Annotated in this window: 11 protein-coding genes; 5 read left to right on the forward strand and 6 right to left on the reverse strand. The window is 45.1% G+C overall.

Annotated elements, in window-relative coordinates:
• The first annotated feature begins 6 nt into the window (after positions 1-6).
• Both ACXABW_RS16110 and ACXABW_RS16115 read left to right on the forward strand, forming a co-directional pair.
• Positions 7-846: an isopenicillin N synthase family dioxygenase gene (locus ACXABW_RS16110; RefSeq protein ID WP_457526160.1), complete on the forward strand. Its 840-nt coding sequence runs from the start codon at positions 7-9 to the stop codon at positions 844-846.
• Positions 847-994: 148 nt separating this feature from the next.
• Positions 995-1,612 carry a DNA-J related domain-containing protein gene (locus tag ACXABW_RS16115; protein WP_265688206.1) on the forward strand — a complete coding sequence of 206 codons (618 nt, stop codon included), beginning with the start codon at positions 995-997 and terminating at the stop codon, positions 1,610-1,612.
• A 77-nt stretch (positions 1,613-1,689) separates the two neighbouring features.
• Here ACXABW_RS16115 and ACXABW_RS16120 read toward each other — a convergent pair whose 3' ends face one another.
• From ACXABW_RS16120 to tesA, 4 genes are all read right to left on the reverse strand, one after another.
• Positions 1,690-3,345, reverse strand: a complete 1,656-nt coding sequence (locus ACXABW_RS16120) for a P-loop domain-containing protein (protein ID WP_457526162.1) — start codon at positions 3,343-3,345, stop codon at positions 1,690-1,692.
• A 95-nt stretch (positions 3,346-3,440) separates the two neighbouring features.
• Complete coding sequence (locus ACXABW_RS16125; protein ID WP_457526164.1) at positions 3,441-5,357, reverse strand: sensor domain-containing phosphodiesterase; 1,917 nt, start codon at positions 5,355-5,357, stop codon at positions 3,441-3,443.
• A 189-nt stretch (positions 5,358-5,546) separates the two neighbouring features.
• On the reverse strand, positions 5,547-6,758 hold the full coding sequence (gene fabV, locus ACXABW_RS16130) for an enoyl-ACP reductase FabV (protein WP_457526166.1): 1,212 nt from the start codon (positions 6,756-6,758) through the stop codon (positions 5,547-5,549).
• A gap of 78 nt (positions 6,759-6,836) precedes the next feature.
• Positions 6,837-7,436, reverse strand: a complete 600-nt coding sequence (gene tesA / locus ACXABW_RS16135; protein ID WP_457526167.1) for a multifunctional acyl-CoA thioesterase I/protease I/lysophospholipase L1 — start codon at positions 7,434-7,436, stop codon at positions 6,837-6,839.
• On the opposite strand from tesA, the gene ACXABW_RS16140 reads away from it, so the two are divergent.
• The 3 genes from ACXABW_RS16140 to ACXABW_RS16150 all read left to right on the forward strand — a co-directional run bounded on the left by ACXABW_RS16140 (position 7,435) and on the right by ACXABW_RS16150 (position 12,359).
• Positions 7,435-8,109, forward strand: coding sequence for an ABC transporter ATP-binding protein (locus ACXABW_RS16140; RefSeq protein ID WP_457526169.1), 675 nt, complete (start codon positions 7,435-7,437; stop codon positions 8,107-8,109). The genes tesA and ACXABW_RS16140 overlap by 2 nt on opposite strands.
• Entirely contained in the window at positions 8,109-10,544 is a 2,436-nt protein-coding gene (locus ACXABW_RS16145) for an ABC transporter permease (RefSeq protein ID WP_457526171.1), read from the forward strand. Before ACXABW_RS16140 ends, ACXABW_RS16145 begins: the two co-directional genes overlap by 1 nt.
• 369 nt (positions 10,545-10,913) lie before the next feature.
• Positions 10,914-12,359 carry an FAD-dependent oxidoreductase gene (locus ACXABW_RS16150; protein ID WP_457526172.1) on the forward strand — a complete coding sequence of 482 codons (1,446 nt, stop codon included), beginning with the start codon at positions 10,914-10,916 and terminating at the stop codon, positions 12,357-12,359.
• Between the two features lie 77 nt (positions 12,360-12,436).
• Here ACXABW_RS16150 and ACXABW_RS16155 read toward each other — a convergent pair whose 3' ends face one another.
• Positions 12,437-13,363: a 5-oxoprolinase subunit C family protein gene (locus ACXABW_RS16155; RefSeq protein ID WP_457526174.1), complete on the reverse strand. Its 927-nt coding sequence runs from the start codon at positions 13,361-13,363 to the stop codon at positions 12,437-12,439.
• The gene (locus tag ACXABW_RS16160; RefSeq protein ID WP_457526176.1) at positions 13,350-14,066 is read right to left on the reverse strand and encodes a 5-oxoprolinase subunit B family protein; all 717 of its coding nucleotides are present in this window, start codon (positions 14,064-14,066) and stop codon (positions 13,350-13,352) included. The genes ACXABW_RS16155 and ACXABW_RS16160 overlap by 14 nt, the downstream gene beginning before the upstream one ends.
• Positions 14,067-14,110 lie beyond the last annotated feature (44 nt).

Below are 14,110 nucleotides of genomic sequence, written 5' to 3' on the forward strand. Positions count from 1 at the left end.
AAAGCCATGAAACTGGAAACCGTCGATTATCTTGCTGAGAACGCAGCGGAAGAATTTGTAAAGTCACTGAGAGAAACAGGGTTCGGTGTCTTGAAAAATCACCCAATTCCAAAAGAGTTGGTCGAATCAATTTACGAGAATTGGTACAAGTTTTTTTCTTCTGAGCGTAAGAACGAATTTCACTTCAATGTAGAAACCCAAGACGGTTACTTCCCACCGTCGGTGTCTGAAGTGGCAAAAGGGCACAGCGTTAAAGACATTAAAGAGTATTTCCATGTGTACCCATGGGGACAAATCCCTGAAGAGCTCAAAGAGCAGATCTTAGATTACTATCAACGTGCAAATGCGTTTGCTGAAGAACTCTTAAGCTGGGTAGAAGCTCACGCACCAAAAGAAGTACAAGAGCGTTTCTCTATTGCACTTTCTGACATGATTAACGGCAGTGAAAAAACTTTGCTACGTGTACTTCATTACCCACCAATGACGGGCGAAGAAGAACCGGGAGCAATTCGTGCAGCAGCACATGAAGACATCAACCTACTAACAGTATTGCCAGCTGCTAACGAGCCTGGCTTACAAGTAAAAGGTCAAGACGGAGGCTGGATTGATGTGCCGTGTGATTTTGGTAACTTGATCATCAACATTGGTGACATGCTGCAAGAGGCATCGGGCGGATATTTCCCAAGCACGACTCACCGAGTTATTAACCCAACAGGTGGTCGTCAGGAACACTCTCGTATCTCACTTCCTTTGTTCTTACATCCGAAGCCGGATGTGGTTCTTTCTGAGCGCTACACAGCGGACAGCTACCTAATGGAACGCCTGAGAGAGCTCGGTGTGATCTAGGATTAATTGATAATAAAGTCAGAGCCAGCATCGCTGGCTCTTTTTGTAGCAGGGATCATGTCGTTGCCATCTCAGTGCAGTAATAATTCGACAAACGGAGCACAGTAGCTTTGAATTAAGTTATTGGCTTACGACGTTTAGAACAATTATGACCGAACAGCATGACCTTACTGCCACCTTTCAGAGTTATATGGAAAATCCGTTGCTCTGGCCAATTCTCGAAGTTCTAAAAAAGCAGCCAAATGGCTGGAAAGTCCACACTTTAGCCTCTCACATCACTGAACTTGGCTTGATGCCGGTTTTGGATGGCTCTCCAGAAAAAGATTTATTCAAGCGCAATTTCCTCATTATGAATGCGTTGTATCAATTGCAAGAAACCTTGTACCCAGAAAAATGGTTGCAGGTAGAAGCGATGGACATTGCCCTGATGCCCGCGTATCGAGTGTCTGAGACGGAAATGGGGCATCAGGATGCACTGAGAGAGTATTATACTCAATGGGTGAACTATGAAGCCGAAGAGGGAGAGGTGAAACGCTTGCTCAACGAGTTCTGGACACGATACCGTGAATTTGTTGGTAGCACCAATGGCAAAGATATGGACAGAGCTAAAGCTTTGAGCCTATTTAAGCTTCCTTATGATGCAAGTAACTCTGAAATTCGCAAGACATGGCGTAAGCTCGCGCTGAAGTGGCACCCTGATAGAGACAACGGTGACGCAGACCAATTTAGAGTTCTGTGCGAAGCGTGGCACGTACTTCGTCACTAGTTCGCAAATGATGTTTCATTTTCAAATAAAAAAGACGCATTAAAGCGTCTTTTTTATTTTTATGTCGCGGAGTATAGCTACTTGGACGGTTTGAAATGTGACTTTCTCATACGGTTTAGGGTTGCCATTACATCGACCACTCTAGGCTTAGCTAAGTCGCCATGGTTGGGCATATTTACATGCCAATTTTCGTTAAGCAGCTCGTTGAACTCTTTTGCTGGGTTGCCAGACCAGCCTGGGAGTTGTGCAAACTGGAACCATGCCCAACCAATCGCATTCACTTCAGATGCAGATTCTAGTTGTTCTAGAGCAGAGATATCAGTGAACTCCTTGCCAAACCTTAGTGAATCTTTGCCTTTAGCTGAGACTCGGAACTTTCCGTCGACCAAAATGCTTTGCAACGACGCTCGGTTTAACGCACGTGGCCTAAATGAATTCAGCGGTGACTCACATTCATTTGAGCGCTGAGTCGGGTGTTGCTCAATCACTTCTTTCGCCTTTTCACTCACATCGATTGGCTGGTAATCATGCATTTGAATAACAGTGTCAGCGACATCTAAATAATCGCCTGAGCCACCCATAACAATGATGGTTGAGATATTCATCTCATCGCGTAGTTGACCGATACGGTCTACAAGTGGGGTAATTGGTTCTGCACCTTTACTAACCAGCGCCTGCATGCGCTCATCGCGAATCATGAAGTTGGTAGCGGAGGTGTCTTCATCAATGAGCATCGATGTCGCACCAGCTTCAATTGATTCTTGCAACCAAGCGGCTTGAGAAGTTGAGCCTGACGCATCCTGAGTAGAAAAGTCACCTGTATCCTTACCCATAGGTAAATGATTGATGTAGTTAGATAAGTTTAAATGATGAACACATCGGCCATCTTCCGCTCGAATCTTCACGGTATCTAGGCTAGTGACCACACCTTCTCGGCCATCGCCTAGAATATGGTTGTAAATAGAACGTTCAATTGCTGTCAGCAGAGTTGATTTACCATGGAAGCCACCACCAACGATCAAAGTAATGCCCTTTGCGATACCGGTACCTACAACTTTGCCTTGGTTAGGTGTTTCTAGCTCAACCCTTAGAGATTCCGGAGCCTGAAAAGCAACCGCTTCCTTCATTGGCAAATCGCAGTTACCTGCAACCCTAGGTAGCACACTACCATCGGCGATAAATGCGACTAAGCCTTTATCACTTAGTTGGGCACGCATTGCTTCTTGATCTTCGATCACCTCACAATGGTGAATGAGAGCATCTTTATCGAGTTCACGCTCAAGTGTAGCGCGTCGAATGAACTTAGGTAGGTGGAAGGTAAGGGTGTTCGTTGCTTTCTTAGCCAGGATCTGGCGTCCTTCTGCAGGAAGGTGTACGCGAAAGCGTAGTTCAATGCCTTCTTCAGTGAAAAGAACTGCTGTGCTGTCGAGTACAGTTTGGCCAGTTAAGGCAATGCTGATGCTATTTTCTTGCTTAGCAAATTCCGCGAACTTACGGGCGATGTAATCTCTGGCCGCGATTTGATATGCCTCGGATTTGTCTTTTAGCCACTCTAATCCAGTTAGTGACCAAGCTCTTGTGGCACGGAATCGAGAAGCAGAGGCGTATGGGTCGGCTTGGATGTGATCAATATAAAGCGTGTAATCAGTAAAATCGTAGTTGCCTTTGATTTGCTGATACGCACGGTAGTTTTGTTTTTCTAGTTTTTTAAGGACTGCGATGAGTCGATCCATATCCAAGCGCTCATTTAAATAATGATAAAGGCGGCGATTATAGAAATCACCGCCCGTTGAGTAAAGGGTTTTCCCGAGCCTGCGTATGAGGCTTATCAGTGATGATAGCTAGGCCAAGGTAGCTCGACGTTGTTTTGGCCAATGAGGCTTACCTCAAACTCATCACAAGGCATCGGTTTACCATAGAAATAACCTTGTCCATACTCGCAGCCTTCACTGATGATAAAATCTTCTTGCCTCTTAGTTTCTACACCTTCCATTATCACCTCGAGGTCGAGTTTTTTTGCAACATTGATAATTGAGCGAATGATGGCTTTGTCTTGCTCACTGTTCTCGAGCTGATGGAGGAAGCTTTTATCGATCTTGATGCTGTCAAACGGGTACTTCTTCAAGTATTGGAAAGACGCGTAACCTGTACCAAAGTCATCCAGAGAAAGGGTTACGCCAAGATCGTGCAGTGCTTTTAATGTGTTACTGGCTACCACTTCATCGCCGATTAAACCGCTTTCTGTCACTTCTAGCTCTAAGTAATGAGCGGGTAGGTTGTAGGTCTGCAATAAATCCTTCACTTGTTGAGCAAAGTTAGTGTTTTTTAGTTGTACCGCAGAGACGTTAATTGCAATCTTGAAGTCGTTTACATAGCGAGCCCACTGAGAAGCCTTTTCGATCGCAGAGCGTAATACGAAATTACCTAGCTCAAAAATCAATCCATTTTGTTCGGCGATATGGATCAATCTTTCATTGGACATATCACCCAGCACAGGGTGTCGCCAACGGAGTAAGGCTTCAGCGCCTGTCCAACGGTGAGTGGTTGGAGAAACCTTAGGTTGGAAATAGAGTAACAAATCATCGCTTCGAACTGCTTGCAGTAAGTAGCTTTCAAGTTGGTTCAAGTGACTTTGAGTATCTGAAAATGCTTGAGAATAGAAACTAAACTTATGCCCTGAATCTTTGCATGAAATCATCGCTTCAGCCGCGTATTTCAATAGGTCGCTACCATTGTTAGCATCCTCTGAAGTGGACACGCCAATATAGGCATGTAAATGAACCATGTCATCTTCGACTTTGAATTCGGAATGGCCGATTTCCACCAAAGTGTGGCATAACGCTTCGAGTTGTCCGCGAATTTGATCGGCTTTTACGATAAGCACCAAATCAGTGGAGGTTGGTCTTGCAGTAATGAGCTCTAAGCTGTGAAAAGGTGCACTCAAGCGGTTTCGATAATGGGTGAGGATATTATCCCACTCGGTGTAGCCGTACTTCGATTGCAAGCGTCGACCGTTACTGAATCCGATATGAATCACGGCTAGCTTCTGGTTTTGCTCTATAGCTTTTCTATACCAACCGTCGAGTTCGCTTTCGATCGCAGTACGGTTAAGAAAACCTGTGCCAATGTCGTGCCTTTGTTGATATTGAATCTTTTGTTCTGCCGCGCGACGTTTATCTATTTCTTGGCTTAACGAGAAATTTAACGTAGCAAGATCTTTTGTACGAGTCTCGACTCGATTTTGTAGTTCAAAGTTAAGTTGATTGAGACGCTCATGTTGGTAAATGGTCTTCAATTGAGACTCAATCGACTCCTTGAAACTGTCGAGCAGGTTACGGTAGGTATCGCAAAACGGGTTCTCTTTGGTATCCAGAATACAGATGGTGCCAAAAGGTTCGCCTGACGGCCAATTAATCGGAAGACCACAGTAGGCGATCATGCCTAGCTTGATATCTGGGTTTTTGTCCCATTCAGGATCGGACAGCGCGTTTGGGATGAGTAATTCTTGCTGAGATTGGATGACGGTTTCACAATATAAACCTTGCCCTAATGATTCTGAGTCGCCGATTGAATAGGGAGTAGGGACGTTATTATTTGAGCTACAGACTTCAATAGTGTCTGTGCGTACACGCATGATAAGTGCGGAAGGTACGGAGATTATTTCAGCAAGCAAGTTCACAATATTTTGCCACCCCGACAATGTGCTAGCCGGAATAGTCAACTCTTGTGTGTTGATTTTTGACATACGTAATTATCCTTGGGAACTTCGCAATGAATGAGCGTCCTTTGCTCTTATTACCCGTCAAATACTCTATCTGTGGACGAGACTTATTCTTAATTATAAGAACGCATTGGCAATGTAACAAAAAAAAGTCCTATTTAGACAATAGGACTTTATCGTTTGCAATTAGTCTTAAAAATAAGACATTTATAATTAAGGGTTTATATTTATAAACTCATCAATATTGATGGGCGCTTTGTAATCAATTCCATCAAAGTCGAATCCATTTAAATTCATAAACTCAGTTTTGAATCCACGGTAATCAGCGAGTTCTTTAAAGTTATCGCGGTTAAGTTTACCAAGTAGCTGCTGTACTTTTTGCTGAGTTTCCGAATCGAGTTCTAAGTCGTCTATACGAATCAACCGCTCACCGTCTACGTGCACTGGCTCATCGATGTAGAGCTTCTGGGCGAACAAACGATACATTTGTTCTATGCATCCTTCATGGGTGCCTTGTTCTTTCATCACTTCATATAACGCCATGATGTAAGGGGTTAGGCCGGGGATGAATACACTGGCTTTAGTGACAAGCGCTTTACACACCGTCGCGTAGGCAGCACCACCAAAGTTTGCGAGTTTTAAGTTCAGCGCGTGGCTGGTCTGGTGTAGATCAACTTTCGCTCGCCCGAGAGTGCCGTCTAGATAAATAGGATGGGTAACTTCAGGGCCGATGTATGAAAACGCGATGGTTTGGCAACCATCGGCAATTGATTCAGCGTTAATTAAAGTATCGATCCAGCTTTCCCAATCTTCGCCGCCCATCACTTTCATTGTTGATTCGATTTCCTGCTCGTTGGCAGGTTGTAAAGTGAGATCTTGCCATGTGTCGGTTTCCAACATCACACTGGCGCCTGTAACGGCTTCTCCAATAGGTTTTATTGACGAGCGCCACAGCTCACCTGTCTCTGGATTTGGACGTGCGCCAGTGGCTAGGCTGTAAACAACGAGATCAACTTCCCCTTCGAAATAGGTCTCGATCGCTTCAATCACTTGGGTTCGCGTTTCTTGACTAAAAGCGTCACCATCGATATTGACGGCTATTCGACCTTCTTGTTCTGCATGCTTTTTAAAATAGTAATTGTTGTACCAACCCGCGGTGCCTACACCCTTTTTAGAAGGGCCTCTTTCGAATGAGACGCTGATGGTATCAGACTCACTAGCGCCGAATGCGAGAGCGATTCTGGCAGCAAGGCCAAAGCCGGAAGAGCCACCAAGAATTAATACTCTTGCTGGCCCATGATTGGTGTTCTTGTCAGAGGTAGTCGTTTGTTGGATATAACGAATTTGTTCTAAGACCGCTTGTTCACAACCGTATGGGTGAGCAGTTCGGGCAACCACGCCGTTGATTACGGGTTCAATAATCATAGTCCTATCCTGATTTACGCAACGTTCAAATAACGTAACGTAAAGCAAGGTAAATTTTATTGAGCTAGGGCAGTAAAATCAGAGATGCTTAACTAGGTGACCTGCCACATACTCTGCAATGAACGGCTGAGCTTCTGGTTTTGGATGCAGACCATCAGACATCATCCATTCTGGTTTAATTATCACTTGTTCGAGAAAGAAAGGGATTAGGCTCACACCATCTTTTTGGGCGACTGTTGGATAGATGTCGAAAAACGCATCGCTATAACGGTTACCGTAGTTAGGTGGCACTCTAATTTGCATCAGAATAGGTGTCGCACCAGAGGCTTTCGCTTGTGCAATCATTGCTGATAAGTTCTTCTCAACAATGTTGGGCGGAAAACCACGTAAGCCATCGTTGGCACCGAGCTCGATAAGTACGTAAGACGGTTGATGTTCTTGCAATAACGAGGGTAAGCGAGATAATCCATTACCCGTTGTGTCACCTGATATACTGGCATTAACGACATCAACGGTTTTATTTTGTTTAGCCAGTTCTTCAGGCAGCAATGAAGGCCACGCTTGAGCGATCGGCATTTGATATCCCGCACTCAGGCTATCACCCAAAATTAATAATGTGGTACTACTGGCGTAGCTAGACACAAACAAAGCGAATACGAAGGAAAGTAATCGAATCATGCAAACATCCGTTATTAAAGCTGAATCATTATCGAAAGTAGTCTCTACTAAACAAGAGCAATTAACAATCCTTAACGATGTAAGCCTAGATATCAAGCAAGGCGAAAGCGTTGCGATAGTGGGTACATCAGGCGCAGGGAAATCAACGCTGATGACTTTATTGGCAGGGCTCGATGTACCGAGCCATGGTAGCGTAGAGCTACTTGGTCATTCGCTTGCAACCATGTCTGATGAGCAACGTGCTCAGATCCGAAGCGAGTCAGTAGGGTTTGTATTTCAAAGCTTTCTTTTGATCCCAAGTTTATCCGCATTAGAAAACGTGACGTTACCATGTTTGCTTAAAGGCGAAGAAGAGAATCGAGAGCGCGCACTTAAACTTTTAGCGGATGTGGGCTTGGCTGACAGGGTCGATCATTCGCCCGCACAACTGTCTGGTGGTGAGCAGCAGCGTGTCGCGTTGGCGCGTGCTTTTATGATTGAACCTAGCGTGTTGTTTGCTGATGAGCCGACAGGCAACCTTGATCAACAGACAGCTGCAAGAGTCGTTGAACTGTTGTTTGAGCTGAACAAGAATCACGGAACAACGTTAGTGTTGGTTACACACGACTTGTCGCTGGCGAAGCGTTGTGACCGAACCATTCATTTGAAATCTGGTGGTGTGGAGGAGTCCTAATGAAAGGCCAACAAACACACAACCTGAAAATGCTCCAATGGAGCTTCCGAGAAATTAAAGAAGGGCAATTATGGCCCGTTGCGTTAGCACTTGTTCTTATTATTGCTTCAGTGTTTGCACTTAGTGCTCTAGCCAATCGATTGGAGCAAGTTGTTGTTACTCAGGGAAAGCAAGCTCTCACCGCTGATAGCGTCTTTGTTTCTTCAAATCCGTTGCCACAGGATCTAACGACACTGACTCAGCAGAGAAGTCTCGATACCTCGAACTATACTCGCTTTTCAACCATGGCATTCAGTGACCAAGGTATGCAGCTTGTTATGGTTAAAGCGATCGAAAGCAATTATCCACTGCAAGGCGAGATGGTGTTAGTGGGCGATGAGGGGGCTCAATCCAACATAAAGCCCGGGGAGCTCTGGCTGGATGAGCGCTTGTTTGCGCAGTTAAATACCGAAGTGGGACAAACGCTGTCCATTGGTAATGCTGACTTCACTGTTTCTGGTCGTATTGCAGAAGAGCCAGGGATGAGCTTCAACCCATTCCAACAAATGCCTACCGTTTTTATTCATCAGCAAGATGTGGATAAAACAGGGGCTATTCAGATGGGAAGCCGTGTCCAATACCGCTTGTTCATTAATGGCGATGCTGCGGCTATTGACGCATTAAAGTCAGAGATAGAACTTCAACCGAGCGATCGCTGGCGTGATGAAAATAGTGGTAGCCGCACTAACGAAGTCTTTACGCAGACTCAACAGTATTTGTCTTTAAGTGTCGCTATTGTCGTGCTCATGGCAGCAACCACACTGGTTCTAACCTGTCAGCATTATGTTTCTACCCGTCGTACGACTATCGCAATGTTAAAAAGTCTTGGTGCGACAAAACATTGGTTGCAGCGCTGGCTTGTTACTCAGGTTGCCTTACTGTTTGTGACTTCAGCGGTAGTCGGCTCACTAATAGGAGTCGGTTTAGAGTTTTTGTTGAGGATCCCGTTAGTTGACCTCCTTCCTGATCCGCTTCCGAGTTACGGCATTTATCCTTTTGTTCTTGCGATTGGTACCAGTGTTGTGATTGCTTTGCCAGCGCTGAGTATTCCATTGATGGGATTACTTAATGTCAGTGCTGCCAATGTGATGCAAACTCAGCAGGTAACAGGTAGCAGCAAAAAGCCACTATGGCTTATTGCCTTACCCATCGCTGCTTTAGGATTTGCGTATGGCGACAATCAAATGGTTTGGATGGTGCTGTTTGGTGTTGTCACTTTGTTCGCTGTATTGGCTGTATGTGGTGTGTTAATCAATCGATTGTTAGCCAAGGCACCGGTTGGCGTATCCATGAAACTGGCGTTGAGCCGTATCAACCGTTCACCCGTTGCGACAGGGTTTCAATTCGGGGCGTTAGGGCTTTCGTTGATGCTTATCGCGACGATTTGGTTAATTCGTACCGATCTTCTTTCAGACTGGCAGCAGACATTGCCAGAAAACGCGCCTAATGCTTTTGCGTTGAATATTGCGGACTATGAGCAGCAGCAATATTTGAACGTATTAGATGAAAACAATATCGAACGCTCTGAAGCCTTCCCAATTATTCGTGGACGCTTGACTAAGGTGAACGATGAGCCTGCAAAGCAAGTTGATGTCGCTGAGGAAAAAACAGACGCGCTAAGGCGCGAGTTGAACTTTACTTGGGCGGATACGCTACCTAAGTACAATGAAACACTAGAAGGTAATTGGACACAGACCAACGGTGTATCAGTTGAAAGCGAAGTTGCACAAGCGCTTGGCTTGAAAATTGGGGATAAATTAGAGTTTTCCATCGCCTCTCAAACCTATACCGCGGAAGTTAACACCATCCGAGCGGTGGAATGGCGAGAGATGAAACCAAACTTCTACTTTATTTTTACTCCTGATGTTTTGGCGAATTTCCCAGCTTCTTATCTGGTGAGTTTCCGATTAGATGATACCCATAATGACTTGATTTCTAAGCTTTCGCGAGATTTTCCAACAGTGAGTTTGATGGACATTAGAAGGATGGGGGACAAGATCAGAGACTTGCTCGCCAATATTGTATTGTCTATTACGGTGCTTGCTGGGCTATCGGGTGTTGCTGGATTACTTTTGATCTTCACATTATTGCGGTTGAACTTGAGTCAGCGTCAACAGGAAGTCAGGTTGTATCGTACTCTTGGAGCAAGTAGAAAGCGTATAAGCACAACCATCTGGGCTGAATATGGAATCATGGCTCTAACAGCGAGTTTAGTCGCGAGTTTAGGAGCGGAAATCGTTGTGGCAAGTATCATGAAATTCGGTTTTGAGCTCGATCCACAGATACATATTTGGTTATGGTTATTGCTCCCTGTGGTTGCTTTTTGCACACTTTTCTTGGTTGTTAATAGTTTGATAAATAAGCTGCTAACCCCTATCAATAAAGCGTTTAGCTAAAACTGGGAGTGCCTCGTTATTCAGTTATCCACAAAAACAGTGGATAAAGTTTTGGATAACTTACCCTGTAGATAACTTGGTATCGAGGCGCAGCCCACATGCTGCTTTGGCTGCAGCAATTTTTGTTATTCACACAGAGTAAAAATTCAGATTCGGGGATTAATGAGTCAAGAGTTTTTTCAATCTTTTTTAGCTAATTTTCATTAAAACGGCATAAAGATTCTGTATGCCTTGCTACGTGTTAATAACTTGTATGAAAACCCTGATTCTAGCACGCAGATCACCACTAAAATCCCACTCAAAAAATGTGATTTTCATACGAGGTGTTTGGCTTTAAAATGCTGGCAGAATAAAAGCATAGCGTTTGAAATGAAAACACACGAATCTGCGTCACAATCTGTAAAAGTTGCCATCATTGGAGGTGGTGTTTCGGGAGCAACAGCTGCAGTTCACTTAGGTGAATTGGGAATTGATGTTGCGCTGTTGGAAAAAGGCCCTGGGCTAGTCAATGGCCCACCTATCTGCCATCTTCACGCTGGTGGCAATCTGTATCGCGAGATATCTGAACAGCAATGCATCGAGTTACTAGAGCAGTCCATCGCTTCCGTTCGTTTGTTTCCCCATACTATTAATAAGAGGCCTACCGTCATTGCGGTGCCTCATACTGACACGGGTTGCCCGAAAGAGTTACTACCGCGCCTAAAACGCATTACAAGTAGCTATCAAACGCTAGTAGACCAAGAGCCCAAAAATCATGTGCTGGGTGACCCTAAGCAGTATTATCGATTATTCGAGCGTGATGAGCTTGAATTGCTTGCAGGTCAGTCTCAACCTGATACGCCAACATCTTTTGAGCAATGGCTAATACCTTTTGCTAAATCGGTAGACTTAGACTCTATTAAATATCCCGTTGTTGCCGTTAATGAATATGGCTGGAGTGTCTTTCGCTTGGCGGCCAGTGCAACGCTTACGATTCAGCAGTCAAAATACAGTCGACTGATGCTCAATAGCACCTTATTGCGGGCGCAGCGAAAGGATGAATGTTGGGTGCTCACGTACAAAGACTCCCAAGGTGATGTGAAAGAGCTTCATGCGGAATATTTGATTAACGCTTGTGGTTATCAAACAGGCCAGGTCGACGATAGCGCGGAGTTACCTCGCTCTCGCTTGGTTGAATTCAAGGCCGCTTATGTGACTCAATGGGGAAATGGACAAGCCCAGTGGCCAGAAGTGATCTTCCATGGTGAAAGAGGGACACCAAATGGGATGGCCCAGTTAACTCCCTATGCTGATGGTGTGTTCCAACTCCATGGCATGACCGAAGATATTACCCTTTTTGAAGGCGGACTCGTGTCGTCTTGTTACCAATCTTCTCATCCTAAGTTACCTGAAGTTCTGACCAACAAGTTAGAAAAAGGTTGGCAGCCAGATGTTGTTCAATTACGCACAGAACGGGCGATAGAGCATGTGGCTCGATATGTCCCAAGCTTTGATTCAGCAAAAGTGGCGGGCAAGCCGTTATACGGTGCACAACAAATCCCAGGTCGAGATGAAACGCTGCGGGCTGCGGATGTGACATTTGAAAACGAAAATTATGCTCGAATGGAAGTGGTTAAAGGGTCGTCGGCATTAGAAGCAGCGTCTAAGATCATTGAACATTGGAGTTTGGTTGAAGATTATCAACCTGAGAATATTGAGCAGCTACACCCTCTGAGTATGTCGCTGACCGAAGCGCAAGTTGAAACCTTAGCTTGTGAGTTAGCTATAAGTCGCGGATACCCAAAGCAGTTGGCTATTGTGATAGGTGAGAGATAGAACCGAATTGATTTGCTTGAATAAACAAAGGGGGAGCAAATGCTCCCCCTTTGTATTATCTGTAAGCTCAACAGACCCTAATAGCCAAAAAATCGGGCCCATTTAGCCCAAACGGTTTGCAAACCAAGTAAATCGCCTTTTACAAATTGCACTTCTTGGCCGGGTTTTGCTTGAGCGAGTCTAGGCAGGTCGATACGCGCGACGCAGCCAAATTTAGGATATCCGCCAATAGTCTGACTGTCGTTGAGCAATATAATGGGCTCTCCATTTGGAGGTACTTGGATTGAGCCAAGTGCAATCCCTTCGCTAATCACGCCATTACTAGGCGGAGTAATGTTCCCGCCCGTTAAACGATAACCCATTCGATCGATATGCTGACTGACTTGGAATGTCTGTTGATAAATCGACTGCTGAGCTGATTCTGAAAATAATTCGTTTTGGTAGCTTTCTATCACTCTCAGTTGCAGCGGCAAATTGTAGTTGGGCTGATAACGAAAGGTTGTTTGTACGGTGTGCTTGCTTAAATTGTGTGAGTTAAACGAGAGCTGGTCTCCCACTTGTAATCTTAACCCCTGTTGCTCTAAGCCTCCTAAGTTCTCACGCACCACGGTTGCCGTACTTCCAAGCTGAGGAAGTACGTTAAAGCCTCCCTTTACGGCTAAATAAGCGCGAAGGCCATTAGATGGCAAGCCGAAGGTAAGGGTTTGTCCTTTACGCACACAGAAGGTACTCCAGTTAGGGATCGTTCGACCGTCTAACTTCGCGTTTAAGTTTCCTCCTGCTATCGCAAGTTCACAGTCGCCTTGTGCCTTAAACTCGGCTTGCCCTAAGGTGATTTCCAGCGTCGAGCTATTGATAGGGTTAGAAAGCAGATGATTGGCCCAGCTATAGGCGTAATCATCTACAGGACCTCCTTGTGTCACACCTGATTGGCTGTGCCCATAGCGGCCGAAATCTTGAATTAAGCTAAGTTGTCCGGGTTTGATGACGTTAAGATAGCTCATTGAACACCTCCGATGAAATCACGCCACCCAAAGAAGTGAATTCTTGTTTGTTGATCGAGCGAAACTGGACTTGAGCCCCAATTTCGAAAGGTGTCATAGGGGAATTATTGGGATCATATAAGTCGATAGGGCAGTTACCAATGATATTCCATCCACCTGGAGATAGATTTGGGTAAACAGCCGTTTGATTATCGGCGATCGCAACGCTGCCTTTCGGAACCCGTAATCTAGGGCTGTTTTTACGTGGAAGCTGTAACGACTCAGCAACGCTGGTTAGAAACGCAAACCCTGGTGCGAACCCAACAGCAGAAACGGTGTAGCTAACGGAGGTATGAGCCTCGATGAGATCTTCTATTGAAATTCCCTTAGCTTGATACAACGGGATATCGGGGCCGACGTCAATATCGTAGTAGACAGGCAACTCAATGACGGGAGCGAGACTCGCATCTAAATCAACCTGAGTATGTTTGATAACGCTTTCTAGACGTGCATGAAATTCGAAAACGTTGACACGGTGAGGTAAGTAATCCACCAAAATGGTGTGGTAAGAAGGCGTAACGTTCATGACGAGCATGCCAAGCTCATTAAGTATGGCTTTGCTGACTTGAGCGATATGCAATGAAAGGGCAGGTGACGGAGTACTGTTAAAGCACACCAGAGTTGAACATTCGGCGATTGGTTCGAGAGTGAATTCAAATTCCATTTGATACTCCAACGTTCATTTGATTCTATAACGTTTATGTGGCT

This window comes from Vibrio paucivorans (genome assembly GCF_054053395.1).

Coding starts and splice junctions, on each gene's coding strand:
- ACXABW_RS16120 (WP_457526162.1), bottom strand. CDS start 3,345: ATGGATCGACTCATCGCAGTCCTTAAAAAACTAGAAAAACAAAACTAC.
- ACXABW_RS16125 (WP_457526164.1), bottom strand. CDS start 5,357: ATGTCAAAAATCAACACACAAGAGTTGACTATTCCGGCTAGCACATTG.
- ACXABW_RS16160 (WP_457526176.1), bottom strand. CDS start 14,066: ATGGAATTTGAATTCACTCTCGAACCAATCGCCGAATGTTCAACTCTG.
- ACXABW_RS16115 (WP_265688206.1), top strand. CDS start 995: ATGACCGAACAGCATGACCTTACTGCCACCTTTCAGAGTTATATGGAA.
- ACXABW_RS16110 (WP_457526160.1), top strand. CDS start 7: ATGAAACTGGAAACCGTCGATTATCTTGCTGAGAACGCAGCGGAAGAA.
- ACXABW_RS16145 (WP_457526171.1), top strand. CDS start 8,109: ATGAAAGGCCAACAAACACACAACCTGAAAATGCTCCAATGGAGCTTC.
- tesA (WP_457526167.1), bottom strand. CDS start 7,436: ATGATTCGATTACTTTCCTTCGTATTCGCTTTGTTTGTGTCTAGCTAC.
- ACXABW_RS16140 (WP_457526169.1), top strand. CDS start 7,435: ATGCAAACATCCGTTATTAAAGCTGAATCATTATCGAAAGTAGTCTCT.
- ACXABW_RS16155 (WP_457526174.1), bottom strand. CDS start 13,363: ATGAGCTATCTTAACGTCATCAAACCCGGACAACTTAGCTTAATTCAA.
- ACXABW_RS16150 (WP_457526172.1), top strand. CDS start 10,914: ATGAAAACACACGAATCTGCGTCACAATCTGTAAAAGTTGCCATCATT.
- fabV (WP_457526166.1), bottom strand. CDS start 6,758: ATGATTATTGAACCCGTAATCAACGGCGTGGTTGCCCGAACTGCTCAC.